The organism is Methyloversatilis sp. NSM2 (assembly GCF_038066675.1).
Classification (GTDB): Bacteria; Pseudomonadota; Gammaproteobacteria; order Burkholderiales; family Rhodocyclaceae; genus Methyloversatilis; species Methyloversatilis discipulorum_A.
Map to the genome: position 1 here is coordinate 367685 of NZ_JBBUKV010000004.1, position 16416 is coordinate 384100.

The following is a 16416-nucleotide window of genomic DNA, read 5'->3' on the forward strand; positions in this document are numbered from 1 at the left end:
GGTTACGCGGCGCATCCTGCGCCGCGGCCTGCGGAAAACATCCGGCGAATCCTCGCCCCGTCATGACGAGTTACCTGTTCATCCTGCTTGGCACCGCGCTGGTCAATAACGTGGTGTTCGTGCGCATCCTCGGCCTGTGCCCGTTCATGGGCGTGTCGAAAAAGCTCGAAACCGCGATCGGCATGGGTCTGGCGACCATGTTCGTGCTGACGCTGGCCTGCGGGTCCAGCTACCTGATCGACACCTTCCTGCTCAAGCCCTACGGCCTGGGCTATCTGTCGACGCTGAGCTTCATCGTCGTCATCGCCGCCATCGTGCAGCTGACGGAACTGGTGATCCAGAAGACCAGTCCGCTGCTGCATCAGGTGCTGGGCATCTACCTGCCGCTGATCACCACCAACTGCGCCGTGCTCGGCGTACCGCTGCTGAACCAGGCGGCGCGCCACAACCTGCTGCAGTCGCTGCTGTTCGGCTTCGGCTCCGCCGCCGGTTTCGTGCTGGCGCTGGTGCTGTTCGCCAGCATCCGCGAGCGGCTGGACGGCGCCGACATCCCGGTGCCCTTCCGCGGCAACGCCATCGCCATGATCACCGCCGGCCTGATGAGCCTGGCCTTCATGGGCTTCGCCGGGCTCGACTCATGATTTCCGCACTGCTCGTGATGACCGGTCTTGCACTGGCGCTCGGTGCCGCGCTCGGCGCCGCGTCGGTGCTGTTCAAGACCCAGGGCGACCCGCTGGTCGACAAGATCGACGCCATCCTGCCGCAGACGCAGTGTGGCCAGTGCGGCTACCCCGGCTGCAAGCCCTACGCCACCGCGATCGCCGGCGGCGAGGCGGACATCAACCAGTGCCCGCCCGGCGGCGACGAAGGCGTGCGCAAGCTGGCCGACCTGCTGGGCCGCGAATACAAGCCGCTGAACGCCGAGCACGGCGTCGAGAAGCCGAAATCGGTGGCCGTCATCGACGAGGCGACCTGCATCGGCTGCACGCTGTGCATACAGGCCTGTCCGGTGGACGCCATCGTCGGCGCCGCCAAGCAGATGCACACCATCGTCACCGACCTCTGTACCGGTTGCGAACTGTGCGTACCGCCCTGCCCGGCCGACTGCATCGACATGGTGCCGGTGGCCGAAACGGTGGAAACCTGGAAATGGCGCTACCCGGTGTTCGACCTGAAGCCGGTATCGACCGAAACCGCAGCAAAGGAAGCCGCCTGATGCTGCGCAAGCTGTTTTCGTTCAATGGCGGCGTCAAGCCGGACCCGAACAAGAGCGCATCGACGCGCGAGCCGATCGCCCGTCTGCCGCTGCCGCCGCAGCTGATCATTCCGCTGCACCAGCACATCGGCGGCACACCGCGTCCACTGATCAAGGTGGGCGACCGGGTGCTGCACGGCCAGCGCATCGGCGCGGCCGACGGCAATGTGTCGAGTGCGGTGCACGCGCCGACCTCGGGCCACGTGGTGGCGATCGAGCCGCGGCTGATGCCGCACGCTTCAGGACTGTCGTCGATGGCGGTCGTGATCGAACCGGACGGCCAGGACCAGCGCATCGAGCGCGAGCCCTTCGACTGGCACGCGGCCACACCGGGCGAGGTACGCGACTACCTGCGCGACGCCGGCGTGGTCGGGCTCGGTGGCGCGGTGTTCCCGAGTCACCTGAAGCTCGCGCCCGGCAAGGCCGGTGGCACGGACACGCTGGTGCTGAACGGGGCCGAGTGCGAGCCCTTCATCACCTGCGACGACATGCTGATGCGCAGCGAGGCCGAGGACATCCTGCGCGGCGCGCTGGTGATGCAGAAGATGCTGGCGGCAAAGCAGGTGCTGGTCGGCGTCGAGGACAACAAGCCTGAGGCCGCCGCCGCACTGAAGGCCGCCGCCGCGGCGCTCGGTCACGCCTCGCTCGACGTCGTCGTCGTGCCGACGCGCTACCCGGCCGGCGGCGCCAAGCAGCTGATCCGCGTGCTGACCGGCATCGAGGTACCGCACGGCAGCCGCTCGACCGACTTCGGCGTGCAGTGCTTCAACGTGGCGACCGCGCTCGCCGTCTGGAACGCGCTCGAACATGGCGAACCGCTGACCCGCCGCATCGTCACCGTCGCCGGCAATGTGGACCGTCCACGCAATTTCGACGTCGCCATCGGCACACCGATCGGCTTCGTGTTCGAACACGCCGGTCTGAAGCCGGACACCGACAAGCTCATCATGGGCGGTCCGATGATGGGCATCCCGCTGCCCGGCGTCGAAGCGCCGGTGGTGAAGGCCACCAACTGTCTGCTCGCCTCGTCGCCGGCGCTGTTCCCGCCGCCCGAGCCGGAACTGCCCTGCATCCGCTGCGGCGAATGCGCACGCGCCTGCCCGGCCGATCTGCAGCCGTTCGAGCTGTACTGGCACTCGCGCGCACGCAACTTCGGCCGCGCACAGGAATACCACCTGTTCGACTGCATCGAGTGCGGCTGCTGCGCCTATGTCTGCCCGTCGCACATTCCGCTGGTCGATTACTACCGTTACGCGAAGAGCGAAATCTGGGCGCGCGAGCGCGACAAGGACGCCGCCGACTCGGCACGCGAGCGCTTCGAGTTCCGCAACTGGCGGGCCGAACGCGAGAAGGAAGAGAAGGCGGCCAAGCTGGCGGCACGCAGCGCAGCCAAGCCGGCGGCGAAACCGGCTGCCACCGACGCGCCGGCCGCTGAAGGCGGAACGGCAACGGCCCCGGCTGCCGAGGATCCGAAGAAGGCCCTGATCGAGGCCGCGATGGCGCGCGCCAAGGCGCAGAAGGAGGCCGTTGCGGCGAAGAACACCGACACGCTGACGCCGGCCCAGCAGGCGCAGGTCGAGGCCGCGGAGGCGCGGCGGAAGATGGCCGCCGACATGGTGGCCACCGGCAGCGGCGAAACGGCGAGCGAAACCGCAACGGCGGACAAGCCGACGGAATGACACCGGGGCGCGCCTGCCGCGCGCCCCATCACGACGGAACACGATGTACAACTCACCCTACCTCCGCCAGAACACCAGCGTGCGCCGCGTGATGACCACGGTGCTGGTCGCCATGCTGCCGGCGATCGCCGTGCAGAGCTGGCTGTTCGGCGCCGCGCTGCTGGTACAGATCGCGCTGGCCAGCGCCACCGCGCTCGCCTGTGAAGCCCTGATGCTGGCGCTGCGCGGCCGCCCGGTGGCGCCGGCACTGACCGACATGAGCGCACTGGTCACCGCCTGGCTGATCGCCGTCTGCCTGCCGCCGCTGCTGCCCTGGTGGACCACCGTGCTCGGTACCGCCTTCGCGCTGATCATTGGCAAGCACCTGTATGGCGGCCTCGGGCAGAACCCGTTCAACCCGGCCATGCTGGCGTATGCGCTGCTGATCGTCAGTTTCCCGGCGCTGATGTCGCAGTGGCCCGGCCTCAATTTCGGCGACTTCGCGACGCAGATGGACTGGGTGTTCGGCGGCGCCCGCGCGCTCGACGGCGTCACCGGCGCCACGCCGCTGGACGCATTGCGCACCGGCCTGATGACCGGCGGCGACACCGCCGCCGTGATGAACTCGACCGCCTTCGGCCATGTCGCCGGCGCCGGCTGGGAGTGGGTGGCGCTGGCCTGGGGCGCAGGCGGTCTGCTGCTGCTCGCGCTGCGCATCATCACCTGGCACGTACCGGTCGCCTTTCTGGCGGTGATGTCGCTGGTATCGGGCATCGCCTCGCTGATCGATCCGGCGCACTACGCCGGCCCGGCCTTCCATCTGCTGGCGGGCGGCACCCTGCTGGGCGCCTTCTTCATCGCCACCGATCCGGTATCCGGGGCGACCACGCCGCGCGGCAAGCTCATCTTCGCCGCCGGCATCGCGCTGATCGCCTGGCTCATCCGCGCCTTCGGCGCCTACCCGGACGGCATCGCCTTCGCCGTGCTGCTGATGAACATCTGCGTGCCGCTGATCGACATGAAGACGCAGCCGCCGGTGTTCGGCCACAAGAACGGAGGCGCGCCATGAGCGACGAGGCGCAGACGCCGGTGGTCGACGAGGCGCTGGCCGCCGCCGAACTGGCGCCGGAACCGCCGGCACCGACCGCGGCCGGCAGCGCGATGCGCTCGGCCGCACTGCTGGCCGTGTTTACGCTCGCCTTCACCGCACTGATGGCGCTCACCCACGACGCCACCGAGGCGCCGATACAGGCGTCTGTCGAGGCGCGCCGGCTGGAGCTGATCGCCCAGGTGCTGCAGCGTGGCGACTACGACAACGCGCTGCTCGAAGACACCGTGCAGCTGCCCGCCCTGCCCGCGCTCGGCATCGACGGCCCGGTGACGCTGCATCGCGCTCGCCGCGGCAACGAACCGGTCGCACTGGTGTTCGAGGCACAGGCGGCGGACGGTTACAGCGGCGCCATCCGGCTGCTGATGGCGGTGCGCGCCGACGGCACGCTGGGCGGCGTGCGCGTGGTGGCGCACAAGGAAACGCCCGGGCTGGGCGACTACATCGATCCGGCCAAGGACCGTGCGTCGCCGAAGTGGATCAGCCAGTTCACGGGCCGCGACACCGCGCAGGCCGCCAGCTGGACAGTCCGGAAGGACGGTGGCGATTTCACCTACATGACCGGCGCCACCATTTCGCCGCGCGCCGTCATCCGCGCCGCCGGTCGCGCCGCCGCGGCCATCGCGCCGGTGCGCGATGCGCTGTTCGCACTGCCGGCCGGCACATCAGCGGACAAGGTGTTCGAATGATCGAGCGCCGCATCGCGTCCACCGTCACGGCGCAGCAAGCACTTCGGGGGATACCGGCATGAACGCTGAAGAACGCGCCGTCTACGGCGACATCGGCCGCAAGGGCCTGTGGGAGAACAACACCGCGCTGGTGCAGCTGCTCGGCCTGTGTCCGCTGCTGGCGGTCAGCAACACGCTCGTCAACGCAGTCAGCCTGTCGCTGGCGACGGTGCTGGTGATGGCACTGGCCAGCGGCGCGGTGGCCGCGCTGCGCACGCTCATTCCGCACGAGATCCGCATCCCGGTGTTCATCCTGATCATCGCGGCGCTGGTCACCTGCCTCGATCTGGCTTTCAACGCCTGGCTGCACGACCTCTACCTGGTGCTGGGCATCTTCATTCCGCTCATCGTCACCAACTGCATCGTGCTGGCGCGGGTCGAAGCCTTCGCCGCCAAGAACTCGCCGCTGGCCGCTGCCTGGGACGGCGCAGCAATGGGCGTGGGCCTGCTGTGGGTGCTGGCGCTGCTGGGCGGCGCGCGCGAACTGATCGGTGCCGGCACGCTGTTCTCCGGCATCGATATGATCGTCCCGGGTGCCCACGAAATCCGCGTGTTCGGCGACGAATACCGCGGCCTGCTGATGGCCATCCTGCCGCCCGGCGCCTTCATCTTCCTCGGTCTGCTGATCGCCGCGCGCAACGCCTGGGTGGCGCGGGTACAGGCGCGCGCTGCCGCACCGCACACGCCGGCCGAAGCCGCGTCGGCCTGATGGCGGGGCGTGCAAGCCGGCTCACGCGGGCCGAAATACAGACCCTGTTCGAGCGCTGGCGCGCAGCCAACCCGCAGCCGAAGAGCGATCTCGAATACGGCTCGCCGTTCCAGCTGCTGGTCGCCGTCGTGCTGTCGGCACAGGCGACCGACAAGGGCGTCAACGTGGCGACGCGCAAGCTGTTCCCGGTCGCGCCGACACCCGAAGCCATGGTCAGTCTCGGTGTCGAGGGCGTGGAGGACTACATCAAGACCATCGGCCTGTTCCGCGCCAAGGCGAAGAACGTGGTGGCGCTGTCGCACCAGTTGCTGGAGAAGCACGGCGGCGAGGTGCCGAACGATCGCGCCGCGCTCGAAGCGCTGCCCGGCGTCGGCCGCAAGACGGCCAACGTGGTGCTGAACATCGTGTTCGGCGAGCCGACCATGGCGGTCGACACCCACATTTTCCGCATCTCGAACCGCATCGGCCTGGCGCCCGGCAAGGACGTGCTGGCAGTCGAACACGCACTGCTCAGGGTGGTGCCGGCGGAATTCATGCAGCACGCCCACCATTGGCTCATCCTGCATGGCCGCTACACCTGCACCGCACGCAAACCACTGTGCGGCCAGTGCGGCATCGTCGATATCTGCCGCTTCAAGGACAAGACGGTCGCCACCTGAGCGGGAAACCGAGGCGGCACCCTCAGAGGTGCCGCCGGATGCGGATCAGATCTTCCCGTCCAGCCCCATCTGGTAGTATTTGTGGGTGATCTTGTCCTGGTTCTCGAGCAGCCAGTCGATGTCCGGCTGATTGTTCATCGCCTTCTTGATCGCCTTGGCCATGGCCTGACGATGGATGTCGAACAGGATCTTGTGGTCGAGATCCTTGGCGGTCGACACCATGGGGTTCAGCCACACCGACACGATGATGCCGAGGTCGTTCGCCTTCTCCTTCGGAATGTCGCCGGCGCGCACGGCGTCGAGTACGCCGTTGGCGATGGCGGCCTGCACGGTGCCCATCAGGATGTTGGTGTAGCGCTCGTCCTTGACCGTCACCTTGCTCACCATCAGCGTCAGCGGGCGCACCTGGATGTCGGTGTTCAGGATGGCGAACACGCGGGTGTGGCCCTTCACCTGGTCACCGGTCAGCGTGGCCAGCGCAGTGCCGACCGGGCCGTCCAGTTCGCCGATGATGACTTCGGGTTCGGCTGCAGTGCCCGGGGGGCCGCCGGCGACCAGTGCTTCACCGCTGCGAAAGACGATGCGTTCCGACATGTTGTGTCTCCTTGGTTGTCCTGTGTAAAAGCGCCCGGCGCGGCAGGCACGCGGGCACAAGTTTCACATGATACAACTTTGATTCACATAAAGAGACGCGCCGCGGAAACGTCGTCTGTTCAGTAGATCGGCGCCGGCTGCGGCAGGGCCGGCAGCACCTCGGGCAGCGCCTCGTCGCCACAGATGAAATGCGTGACCGCGGCCACGGTGGCGGCGTCTTTCAGCACCCGGTTGTGGCCCAGCCCCCAGGTACGCAGCAGCCGCGCCTGCGGCATCGCGGCCGACAGACGCAGCGCGTGTTCGAACGGCACCTGCGCGTCATCGACGTCGTGCACGAACAGCGCCGGCACGTTTACGTCACCCAGCGCGTCGATGCGGTCGATGTCGTCGAAGCGAACGTTGTAGCGGTGCTCGATGCGACGGCGCATGGCCTCGCGCACGCGCGGCGAAATGCCGATCAGCGCGGAAAAGCGCAGCGTGTGCTCGCGCATCGACGCTGGCGCGCCGATGAACACCGCGCGCCCGAAATCGGCCCGCTCGCGCAGCGCCAGACCGATCGCCGCGCCGCCCAGCGAGTGGCCGACCGCCGTATAGAAAGGTCCGTGCGTAGCCACCAGCGCGTGCAGCGCCTGCACGAAATCCGGCAGTCCGACGCGGCCATGGCCGCTGTCGCCATGACCCGGCTGATCGAACCACACGACACGCCGGCCGGCCGCAAGCAGCGAGGTCGCCAGCGTTCCCATTTGCGCACCGCGCCCACCCCAGCCATGCGCCAGCAGCACCGCCGGTGCGCCGGCCGGACCGGCGCTCCATACCGCGAGGTCGTGACGGCCGGCGCTCACCGTTTCGCGCCGGGCGGGTGATGCGGCAGGCGCCACGCTGCGCGGCCGCGGCGGCGTCGTAAACAGGCGCTCGGCCTGCCGGCGTGCCAGTTCGGGTGCTACGCGGCTGGCGAAGCGGAAGTAGTGGCGCAGCACCGGCGCCAGAGATGGACCGGCTGCGCGGCGCACGCGCAGCGGCGGATGGAGGGCGATCGAACTCATGGCAGTGCTCCCGGAACGGCGAAATCGGCGAGCAGGCGGGCAAAGGCGGCGCGCGCGCGCTCGCCGGCGCGTGCGTCGTCCATCAGTCGGGCGGCGTGGTAGTAGCCGAGCACGATGGCGAACATGTCGAAGGCGAACTGCTCGATGTCGAGATCGGCGCGCAGGTGACCGGCGTCGATGGCGATGCGCACCGCCTTGTCCAGCGCCTGCTGCAGCGCGCGGTAGTGGCCGACCAGCCGGTCACGCATCGGCCCCGGCCGGTCGTCGTACTCGACCGACGCCGCGTGGATCGGGCAGCCGTGCGCCAGACCGCCGCGCTGCGTCCAGCCCAGCCAGCCCTCGAACATCGCCCACAACCGCGGCACGCCGCGCGGGGCAGCGAAGGCCGGCTTCATCACCGTGTCGGCAAACAGCTGCGCCGCCGCATCGATGGCCGCGCACTGCAGGTCCTCGCGTGAGCCGAAATGCGCGAACAGCCCGCTTTTCGACAACCCGGTGCGTTCGGCCAGCGAACCGATGGTCAGCGATTCGAAGCCGCTCTCACTGGCCTGCGCCAGCGCCGCTTCGAGAATGACCGTGCGTGTGTGTTCTCCCTTGCCCATACGACAATAATACGAACGGTCGTGCTTTTTTCAAGGAAAATTTCGAAGCACCGGCGTCGATCGCCCGGAAACCCTTGGCCGCTCAGGAAAAGCTGGTCTTGCCGAAGGTGTTGCGCAGGAATTCGGTGAACACCTTGACCGTGCGCGACTGCTGGCGGTGCTGCGGATACACCGCGTAGATGGTCAGCGGTGCCGGCGCGTATTCGTCGAGCACGCTGACCAGGCTGCCGGCGCGCAGCGCCTCGCCGACGATGAAGGTGGGCAGCAGCACGACGCCCAGACCCGCGATGGCCGCGTCGCATGCCAGTTCGCCGTTGTTCGCACGCAGACGGCCGCTGACCGGCAGTGCGAACGGTCGGCCCTTGTCGAGAAAAGGCCATTCGACATTGCGCGAATGTCCGTACAGCAGGCACTGATGGTCCTTCAGGTCGGTCGGCGTCTGCGGCCGACCGTGCTGTTCGATGTAGGCGGGGCTGGCACATACGACCAGCTGGGTCGGCGCGATGGCGCGCGCGATCAGCGACGAATCGCCGAGCTGGCCGATGCGCACCGCCATGTCGTAGCCCTCGCCCACGACATCGACGAAGCGGTCGCTCAGATCGAGTTCCATCGTCACTTCCGGCCAGGTGGCCATGAAGCGCGCGATCGCCGGACCCAGGTGCAGCGTGCCGAAGGACATCGGCGCGGTCAGCCGCAGCGTGCCGCGCGGCGCCGCGTTCTGATTGGCGACGAGCTGCTCGGCCTCATCGACGTCCTGCAGGATTTTCACCGCGCGCTCGTAGAAACCGCGTCCGGTGTCGGTGATGCTGAGCCGGCGCGTGGTGCGTACGAGCAAACGGGCACCCAGCCGCTCTTCGAGCGCCATGATGCGGCGGCTGATCAGCTGCTTCGACAGCCCGAGCCGGTCAGCCGCGGCCGTGAAGCTCTGCGCATCCACGGTGCTGACGAAAATCTGCATGTCCTCAAGCTGGCTCATCCGGCGCTCCACGACCTTACTGTCCACTCCATTGTGACAGTCTTTCAACCCACGGCCGATTTATCAACCAATTCCGCGACAGTACAGTTCAGCCATCGGTTGCGGCATCAGTACAGCGCACCGGCAGACAACCCCAGACACCCTCGAAAGGACAGACCATGAACACCTCGACGATCCAGGCCTCCTCCGCTCAGCAGGCCGCGCGCAGCACCGACGCCCAACAGATCGCCGCCGCTGCCGGCCGCGTGCTGCTCGCCGCCCTCTTCCTGCTCGCCGGCTTCAGCAAGCTCACCCAGGCGGAAGGCACCATCGGCTACATCGCCTCGGTCGGCCTGCCCTTCCCGGAACTGGCCTATGCCGGCGCGCTGTTCGTCGAGATCGGTCTGGCCGCAGCCCTCGTCGTCGGCTACCGCACCCGCTGGGTCGCCGCCGCGATCGCCGCCTTCAGCCTGGTCACCGCCTTCGGCTTCCACTTCAACCTGTCCGACCAGAACCAGTTCATCCACTTCTTCAAGAACGTCGCCATCGCCGGCGGCCTGCTGCAGATCGTCGCCTTCGGTGGCGGCGCCCTGTCGCTCGACGCCCGCCGTACCGCCTGAACCCGAGCCCCACATGAACGCAGGGGTGCCGCCGCGCGGCACCCCGCAACGAAGGAGATCGCCATGAACACCCCCATCCTCAGCGCCCGCCCGGCCATCGAAACCCGCCCCGCCGACCAGCGCGGCGTCGCCGAACACGGCTGGCTCAGTTCGCGCCACACCTTCTCGTTCGCCCACTACGACGACCCGACACAGCGCGGCTTTTCCGACCTGCTGGTGATCAACGACGACACCGTCGCCCCCGGCGCCGGCTTCGGCATGCACCCGCACCGCGACATGGAAATCTTTTCCTACGTGCTCGACGGCGTGCTGGAGCACAAGGACACCATGGGCAACGGCTCGCAGATCCGCCCGGGCGACGTCCAGATGATCAGCGCCGGCCGCGGCATCGCGCACAGCGAATTCAATGGTTCGCAGACCGAGCAGGTGAAGTTCCTGCAGATCTGGATCCTGCCGGACGAGCACGGCACGCCGCCGGGCTACCAGCAGATCCATTTCGCCGCAGAGGAAAAGCGCGGCCGTCTGCGCCCCGTCGTCACGCCGGACGGAGCCGAGGGCAGCATCCGCATCCGTCAGGACGCGCTGGTCTATGCCGGCCTGTTCGATGGCGACGAGGCGGCCACGCTGCCGCTGCGCGGTGAGCGTCACGCCTACGTGCACGTTGCGCGTGGCGAGGTCACGGTGAACGGCGTGCGTCTGGGCAGCGGCGACGGCCTCAAGCTGCGCGGCGCCGACGCGGTGTGGCTGAGCGAAGGGCGTGACGCCGAAGTGCTGGTGTTCGACCTGCGGGCGGTCGAGACCGCCTACTGAGGGCGTGTCCCGCTGGCGTTCCGCAACGGACGCCAGCGGTGTGCACCGGCCGCATCGCGGCCAAGGCCGCTCCCACAAGGGGCGCGCCCGATCCGAGGCCGGCGCGGGGTTTCTGTGGGAGGGGTCTTGACCCCGACTGCGGCGGGCAGTGCCCGGCGCCGGGTCATTGCCGAATCAGCAGCAAAGGCCGCCTCCCACAGAGCCCCCGCTCAGGCCTGCAGCGAAGATTGTGGGAGCGAGCTTGCTCGCGATTGCTGCGGGGATCGAAGCCGGCGGCGAGCAACAGCCGTGTCGCGGTCAGAAGACCGCTCCCACAGAGGTTGCGCCTGTGGCCTGCGGCCCAGCCCGGAGCTGCGGTTCTGTGGGAGGGGTCTTCTGACCCCGACAGCGGCGGTGGGCAGTGCGCGCCGCCGGGTCAGGGCCCAGTCGGCAACATCGGCTGCTTCCCACGGCGGTCCCTCGCTCGTTCCTGTGCGGATAACTGTGAGAGCGAGCTTGCTCGCGATTGCAGCCGACATCCGTGCGGCCGGCTTCACATCCTTTCGGACATCACTGCCTTCATCCACTCGATGAAGGCCTTCACCCGCAGCGGCAGATGGCGGCGGTTGGCGTAGACCAGGCTGATCGGCAAGGAAGGGGCACGGTAGTCGGGCAGGATTTCGACCAATGTGTCGTCGTTCAGATAGCGGCCGACACGCGGCGCCTGGATGATCCCGAGTCCGGCGCGGCAGGCTTCGCGGTAGGCGTCGGAGTTGTTGACGGTGATCGCGCCCTGCATCGGCACGCTCACCACCTCGCCACTGTCCGGCGACACATACTCGAAGCCGGACGGACGCGCGCCCAGCGTCTGCGCGTAATGAACCAGCCTGTGCATCGACAGGTCGGCCAGCGTGCGCGGCGTGCCGTGCTGTTCAAGGTAGGCACGGCTGGCGCAGTTGAACTGTTCGAAGCGCCCGAGCGGCACCGCGATCAGGCTGTGGTCGCCGACCGCGCCCACGCGCAGCACGCAGTCGAAACCCTCGCGCACCAGATCGACCCGCCGGTCGGTGCTGCTCACCTCGATTTCCAGCTGCGGGTGACGCGCCAGGAATTCCGGCAGGCGTGGAATGACCAGATCGCGCGCGAACGCGAGCGGAAGATCGACGCGTAGCCGACCCCGCAGATCCGCCTGTCCGCCGGCGGCAAACAGCGCATTCAGTTCGTCGAAGTCGGCAATCAGATCGCGACAGCGCTCGTAATAGGCCTGGCCGTCCTGGGTGAGCTGCACCTTGCGCGTGGTGCGATGAAACAGTCTCGTACCGAGCGCGCTCTCCAGCTGCTGCACCGCATTCGACACCGTCGATTTGAGCAGTCCCAGGTTCTCCGCGGTGGCGGTGAAGCTGCCCAGTTCAGCGACCCGGGAATAGATGCGCATCGCTTCGATCTGGTCCATGAGCGGTCTTATTGTCCAAATATTATGGACAGAGTAACAAAGCCAGCCGCGTTTATCTCAACAAACCCGATCAATAGACTGCATCCGTGCTGGCGACCTACCCGTCGCGCACCTTCAGACCTCGCTACCAGGAGATATCCATGAGCACGAACGCAGACCGCAAGATCGCCCTCATCACCGGCAGCAGCCGTGGCCTCGGCAGCAATATGGCGCTGCACCTCGCCCGCCAGGGCGTGGATGTCGTCATCACCTACCGCAGCCATCGCGACGAGGCGGAAGCCGCCGCCGCTGAAGTGATCGCCGAAGGCGCACGCGCCCTCGTGCTGCAGCTGGACGTCGCCGACAGCGCGGGCTTCGCCGGCTTTGCCGACGCGCTGAAGTCGGCGCTCGGCCAGCAGTGGCAACGCGACCGTTTCGACTATCTGGTGAACAACGCCGGCATCGGCATCCATGCCGCGTTCGCCGACACCACCGAAGCGCAGTTCGACGAACTGTTCCGCATCCACCTGAAAGCGCCCTTCTTCCTGACCCAGGCGCTGCTGCCGCTGATCGCCGACGGCGGCCGCATCCTGAACGTGTCCTCAGGCCTGGCCCGCTTCAGCCTGCCCGGCTTCGCCGCCTACGCCGCGATGAAGGGCGGCGTCGAAGTGCTGACGCGCTTCATGGCGCGCGAACTGGGCGATCGCCGCATCACCGTCAACACACTTGCGCCGGGCGCCATCGAAACCGATTTCGCCGGTGGCATGGTGCGCGACACCCCGCAGATGAACAGCGCCATCGCCGACCAGACCGCCCTCGGCCGCGTCGGCCTGCCGGACGACATCGGCGCCGCCGTCGCCGCCCTGCTGTCGGACGGCGGACGCTGGATCACCGGTCAGCGGATCGAGGTAGCGGGCGGCATTTACCTCTGATCCGGCCGGCGCCGGGGACCGGACGGGACGATCTCGCCACTCGCGCGACGAGCCCGGTCGGTCCCCGGTACGTGAAGCCGTAGACCGCGTAGATGGCAGATGCATGTTCCGGTACAGTGATCAAAAACCGGACGGCATCAAAGGGTGAGGTTTTTCACATCCGTTTAATACTGTATGAATGAACAGTCGGAACATCCATAATGACGCTGCCACGCGGGTTTCAGAGCAGTCACGGCTGTATGTTTACCCGCCGCCGTCCATAGTTATGGCGCAAATTTGCGCCAGAAAACAAAGTTAGGAAATGCGCATATGCGACATATTATCTCAGGAGTAATTCCCCTGTTCTTAACAGTTGCAGCTTCTGCAGCGGTTATTGAAGACAAGACTATCTCAGTTTCTGCGATCGTGGCTGACAATGCAGAAATCAGTCATCACGAAGATGAGGCGTATCGAGCCATACGCGCCAAATTCATTAACCCAAGCGGCGATCTATTTTATATATCTGTAACTGCTTGGCCACATGAAAGTTATGGCTTGAGTGGATCGGTTGACGAAATAGCCAATCAAGTAATTTACAACAACGCTCTTGCCACAAAAACACCCCCACTTCAAAAGCCAAAGAAAATTTTATTTTTTGGGCATTCCGCATTTATTACAAGTTATGCGCCAGATAAAATTTTTCCGCGCACTACCACTTTAGTCCTTAGCATAAGTGTTTTTGGAAAATGGTTAAGACAAATTGCCATCACCATCGTTCCTAAGCATGAAATGGTACTAACAGAGCAAGATTTGATTAAAAAACTTGAAGAACTTAAGTTCAGATTTTAATCTGCACATCCTTACAAAATAGATAAATGCCAATGCCCTTTCCTAACATTACGGTCAAAGCCGCTCCGCGAGCGGGCCGCCCTTTACCTTCAACATTGGGCCTTATATCGTTATTAGGGACGGACCCCATTTATGCCAGCGGATGATTGTCGCGCGGTTTGTCACCGTCGAACCGGTGTTCGGCAACCTGTGGCACCACAAGCGGCTCGCCCGTTTCACGTTGCGCGGGCGGGAGAAGGTGGATGGGCAATGGAAGCTGTACGTCCTGGCGCACAACACCGAAAAGCTTGGGCACCACGGATACGCGACTTAGGTAAGCTGGCGGGCGAAATGGCGCACACCGCAACGGCCACGGCACACGTCAGGGAACGACGATGAAGCGAAGATCGGAAGGCTGAGAAGATGACGAACGACTTCGAGCCGGCGAAGGCCGGAAGCAAGCGCTTGCCCCGAGATGGAGTTTTTCTACAGCGTCGTTAGGCCAAACTAGCTGAGTGCCTATCAGCATTAATTCTCTAACCTAATTAAACCACTATGTCTAATTCATCTATTCCTCAATCGTTAACAAGCGAGCAAGCCGAAAGTTTGACTCAAGTATTGCTTCTGGCACGAAAACATCTTCGCGATGCTGCCAGCCCATCAAAAATCTATGCGCCCAGCTACGCATCAACCTCTATGAAAATTAAAGAAGTACTTGAGGCACTCGGTGTGGAGGTAAGCTAATGGCGTGCAGGCCTAACCTTTCGGTCAACCGGACCTGCCGCAAGCGGCAGTCCGGTTACCTCCAACGCTAGACATTTTTCTCATCTGCAATGACCAAGAAAAATACTTTCCCCACCATAGAAGTCTGTTCACTTCCAGACTACTTACAACACATCGAAGAACAATGTACAGGTGAACGGAATGTGCTTTTTCGCGGCCATACAGACTCCAAATGGAAGTTGGAGCCAAAAATTTCTCGCATTACTTTTCGTACTCGGTTCAGCATGCCCGACGCCGAAAGAGAAATGCTCAGGGACTTTAAGAGGCAGGCTCTACCTCATCTGTCTCGTGACCTTCGAGATGATTGGGACTGGCTAGCTTTAGCTCAACATCACGGCTTACCCACTCGTCTTCTGGACTGGACAACTAATGCACTGGTAGCGCTTTGGTTTGCTATCGAAAAACCACCCATGGGAAAAACCAACGGCGCAGTCTGGATGTTCTTTGGCACATCAAATGATTATGCCGACGAAGAAAAGATGGCCGATCCATTAAGCACCAGAAGAACTTTGATTTTTCGTCCGCGCCATCTCACACCGAGAATAATTGCTCAATCCGGTTGGTTCACTGTACATCGCTACATGCCAACCCGTCCAGGTTTTATCCCGCTAGAAAATAACTCCCGGCAAAAAAATCGCCTTTGGAAAATCGAAATCCCTAGCAAATATTTTCCAGCGCTACGTGAAGATCTCAGTCGTTGCGGCCTAAACGCTGGAACCTTATTCGGAGATCTGAACGGCATTTCAAAACAATTGTGTTGGGAATTCTCACCACTCGAAGACGAAGTTGAGCTTGAAAGAATCTACGCAGAGAGTAATACCAATGTCTAACGTTCCGCTCCAGAGGGACGCTTCGCCGACAAGCCGGCTTCGCACCCCTGAGCTTGCACGTTGATCTTTCCTATGAATGAAAATTCGAAAATTGATCTTATCGCAGCAATATTTTCGGAGATGGGAAAGTGGGGAGAGCCACCGGACAATAATTTTGAAGAAAGAGTTTTCAACAAGTATTCCAGCACCTCCCCCCTGGCTGTAAGGGAGGCAATTGTCATGGCTACACGACTACAAGCCGTTGTGAAGAAAAGTGCCCACTCGTTTTACAACGAACCATATGAAAGGGTCCACGAAAACGTTCGGCTCCATCTTCGAAAGTGCCTTCCGGGGCTGTCCGAGAACGCTTACTCGTACGCCCAAAGTCGGATTATGTACATGTACATCAAGTAGGCAGGCGCTAGATAGAAATCCGCTTTGTAGGGGACAGGCCTCGATATCTCGCCGCTATATCGTCTCCCACCCTAAGTTCACCATGCCTCTCGGAGAAATCGCCAGCGAAGTCCTCGGCACCGTGTTCCGCTTCGTCGGACAGGTTCTGATTGATGTCGTCGCCGAAGTCATCGTCAAAGGGCCGGGCTATCTCATCTGCCGTCTGTTTAGCAGGGATGTCGATCCGAACGGCATGCGCGTAGCGGTTGTCAGCATCCTGTTCTGGATAACGCTCGTGATGGCCGCGTGGGCAGCTTGGGGAGAGTTTTCTGAAGCGGCCGAGATGGACAGGTGCCTGGATGCCGGTGGTGCGTATGACGATCAGCTCCGGCAATGCCGAATCGAATGAGGAACAGCCAAGCGCCTCGGCGGGACGGAAGCCCCTGCGCGACATCCGGGCGGCACGCTGCAGCCGGGTACGCCCATTTTCATCCGGCCATCAGACCCTGCCCACGAAAGGAAGAAGCCGGCGGAGCGCAC

At 64.4% G+C, this 16416-nt stretch carries 18 protein-coding genes and 1 pseudogene; 14 read left to right on the forward strand and 5 right to left on the reverse strand.

Annotated features, from left to right (window positions below; translation table 11 throughout):
- Positions 1-62 precede the first annotated feature (62 nt).
- From rsxA to nth, 7 genes are read left to right on the forward strand one after another with little or no spacing between them, the layout of a single operon-like run.
- Positions 63-641 carry an electron transport complex subunit RsxA gene (gene rsxA, locus WJU27_RS09420; protein WP_304000864.1) on the forward strand — a complete coding sequence of 193 codons (579 nt, stop codon included), beginning with the start codon at positions 63-65 and terminating at the stop codon, positions 639-641.
- Positions 638-1216, forward strand: coding sequence for an electron transport complex subunit RsxB (rsxB, locus tag WJU27_RS09425; RefSeq protein WP_020164006.1), 579 nt, complete (start codon positions 638-640; stop codon positions 1214-1216). The genes rsxA and rsxB overlap by 4 nt, the downstream gene beginning before the upstream one ends.
- Positions 1216-2934, forward strand: a complete 1719-nt coding sequence (gene rsxC / locus WJU27_RS09430; protein WP_341421949.1) for an electron transport complex subunit RsxC — start codon at positions 1216-1218, stop codon at positions 2932-2934. The genes rsxB and rsxC overlap by 1 nt, the downstream gene beginning before the upstream one ends.
- Positions 2935-2977: 43 nt before the next feature.
- On the forward strand, positions 2978-3982 hold the full coding sequence (locus WJU27_RS09435; protein ID WP_341421950.1) for an RnfABCDGE type electron transport complex subunit D: 1005 nt from the start codon (positions 2978-2980) through the stop codon (positions 3980-3982).
- Positions 3979-4710 carry an RnfABCDGE type electron transport complex subunit G gene (locus tag WJU27_RS09440; protein WP_341421951.1) on the forward strand — a complete coding sequence of 244 codons (732 nt, stop codon included), beginning with the start codon at positions 3979-3981 and terminating at the stop codon, positions 4708-4710. Before WJU27_RS09435 ends, WJU27_RS09440 begins: the two co-directional genes overlap by 4 nt.
- A gap of 58 nt (positions 4711-4768) precedes the next feature.
- The gene (locus tag WJU27_RS09445) at positions 4769-5458 is read left to right on the forward strand and encodes an electron transport complex subunit E (RefSeq protein WP_341421952.1); all 690 of its coding nucleotides are present in this window, start codon (positions 4769-4771) and stop codon (positions 5456-5458) included.
- Positions 5458-6117: an endonuclease III gene (nth, locus tag WJU27_RS09450; RefSeq protein WP_341421953.1), complete on the forward strand. Its 660-nt coding sequence runs from the start codon at positions 5458-5460 to the stop codon at positions 6115-6117. The genes WJU27_RS09445 and nth overlap by 1 nt, the downstream gene beginning before the upstream one ends.
- Before the next feature lie 45 nt (positions 6118-6162).
- Here the strand turns inward: nth and fae are convergent, their stop codons facing one another.
- The 4 genes from fae to WJU27_RS09470 form a co-directional block, all read right to left on the reverse strand.
- Positions 6163-6711 (reverse strand): formaldehyde-activating enzyme, encoded by a 549-nt coding sequence (fae, locus tag WJU27_RS09455; RefSeq protein WP_018229895.1) that lies wholly within the window; start codon positions 6709-6711, stop codon positions 6163-6165.
- A 119-nt stretch (positions 6712-6830) separates the two neighbouring features.
- A complete protein-coding gene (locus tag WJU27_RS09460; RefSeq protein ID WP_341421954.1) occupies positions 6831-7754 on the reverse strand; it encodes an alpha/beta fold hydrolase in 924 nt (307 codons plus the stop codon).
- Positions 7751-8356 carry a TetR/AcrR family transcriptional regulator gene (locus tag WJU27_RS09465; protein ID WP_341421955.1) on the reverse strand — a complete coding sequence of 202 codons (606 nt, stop codon included), beginning with the start codon at positions 8354-8356 and terminating at the stop codon, positions 7751-7753. Before WJU27_RS09465 ends, WJU27_RS09460 begins: the two co-directional genes overlap by 4 nt.
- 82 nt (positions 8357-8438) lie before the next feature.
- Complete coding sequence (locus WJU27_RS09470; protein WP_341421956.1) at positions 8439-9332, reverse strand: LysR family transcriptional regulator; 894 nt, start codon at positions 9330-9332, stop codon at positions 8439-8441.
- Between the two features lie 158 nt (positions 9333-9490).
- Here WJU27_RS09470 and WJU27_RS09475 point away from each other — a divergent pair, with 158 nt between their 5' ends.
- Together WJU27_RS09475 and WJU27_RS09480 are read left to right on the forward strand one after the other, a co-directional pair.
- Positions 9491-9931 (forward strand): DoxX family protein, encoded by a 441-nt coding sequence (locus WJU27_RS09475; RefSeq protein WP_341421957.1) that lies wholly within the window; start codon positions 9491-9493, stop codon positions 9929-9931.
- A 63-nt stretch (positions 9932-9994) separates the two neighbouring features.
- Positions 9995-10741, forward strand: a complete 747-nt coding sequence (locus tag WJU27_RS09480) for a pirin family protein (protein ID WP_341421958.1) — start codon at positions 9995-9997, stop codon at positions 10739-10741.
- A 532-nt stretch (positions 10742-11273) separates the two neighbouring features.
- On the opposite strand, the gene WJU27_RS09485 is transcribed toward WJU27_RS09480, so the two are convergent.
- Positions 11274-12173 carry a LysR family transcriptional regulator gene (locus WJU27_RS09485; RefSeq protein ID WP_341421959.1) on the reverse strand — a complete coding sequence of 300 codons (900 nt, stop codon included), beginning with the start codon at positions 12171-12173 and terminating at the stop codon, positions 11274-11276.
- Between the two features lie 140 nt (positions 12174-12313).
- Between WJU27_RS09485 and WJU27_RS09490 the strand changes: the two genes are divergently transcribed.
- From WJU27_RS09490 to WJU27_RS09510, 5 genes and pseudogenes are all read left to right on the forward strand, one after another.
- Positions 12314-13084 carry an SDR family NAD(P)-dependent oxidoreductase gene (locus WJU27_RS09490; protein WP_341421960.1) on the forward strand — a complete coding sequence of 257 codons (771 nt, stop codon included), beginning with the start codon at positions 12314-12316 and terminating at the stop codon, positions 13082-13084.
- Between the two features lie 309 nt (positions 13085-13393).
- A complete protein-coding gene (locus WJU27_RS09495; RefSeq protein WP_341421961.1) occupies positions 13394-13912 on the forward strand; it encodes a hypothetical protein in 519 nt (172 codons plus the stop codon).
- A gap of 136 nt (positions 13913-14048) precedes the next feature.
- Positions 14049-14225: pseudogene (locus tag WJU27_RS09500) on the forward strand (transposase); the annotation flags it as partial.
- Between the two features lie 499 nt (positions 14226-14724).
- Positions 14725-15504 (forward strand): FRG domain-containing protein, encoded by a 780-nt coding sequence (locus tag WJU27_RS09505; RefSeq protein ID WP_341421963.1) that lies wholly within the window; start codon positions 14725-14727, stop codon positions 15502-15504.
- A 475-nt stretch (positions 15505-15979) separates the two neighbouring features.
- On the forward strand, positions 15980-16285 hold the full coding sequence (locus WJU27_RS09510) for a hypothetical protein (RefSeq protein WP_341421964.1): 306 nt from the start codon (positions 15980-15982) through the stop codon (positions 16283-16285).
- Positions 16286-16416 lie beyond the last annotated feature (131 nt).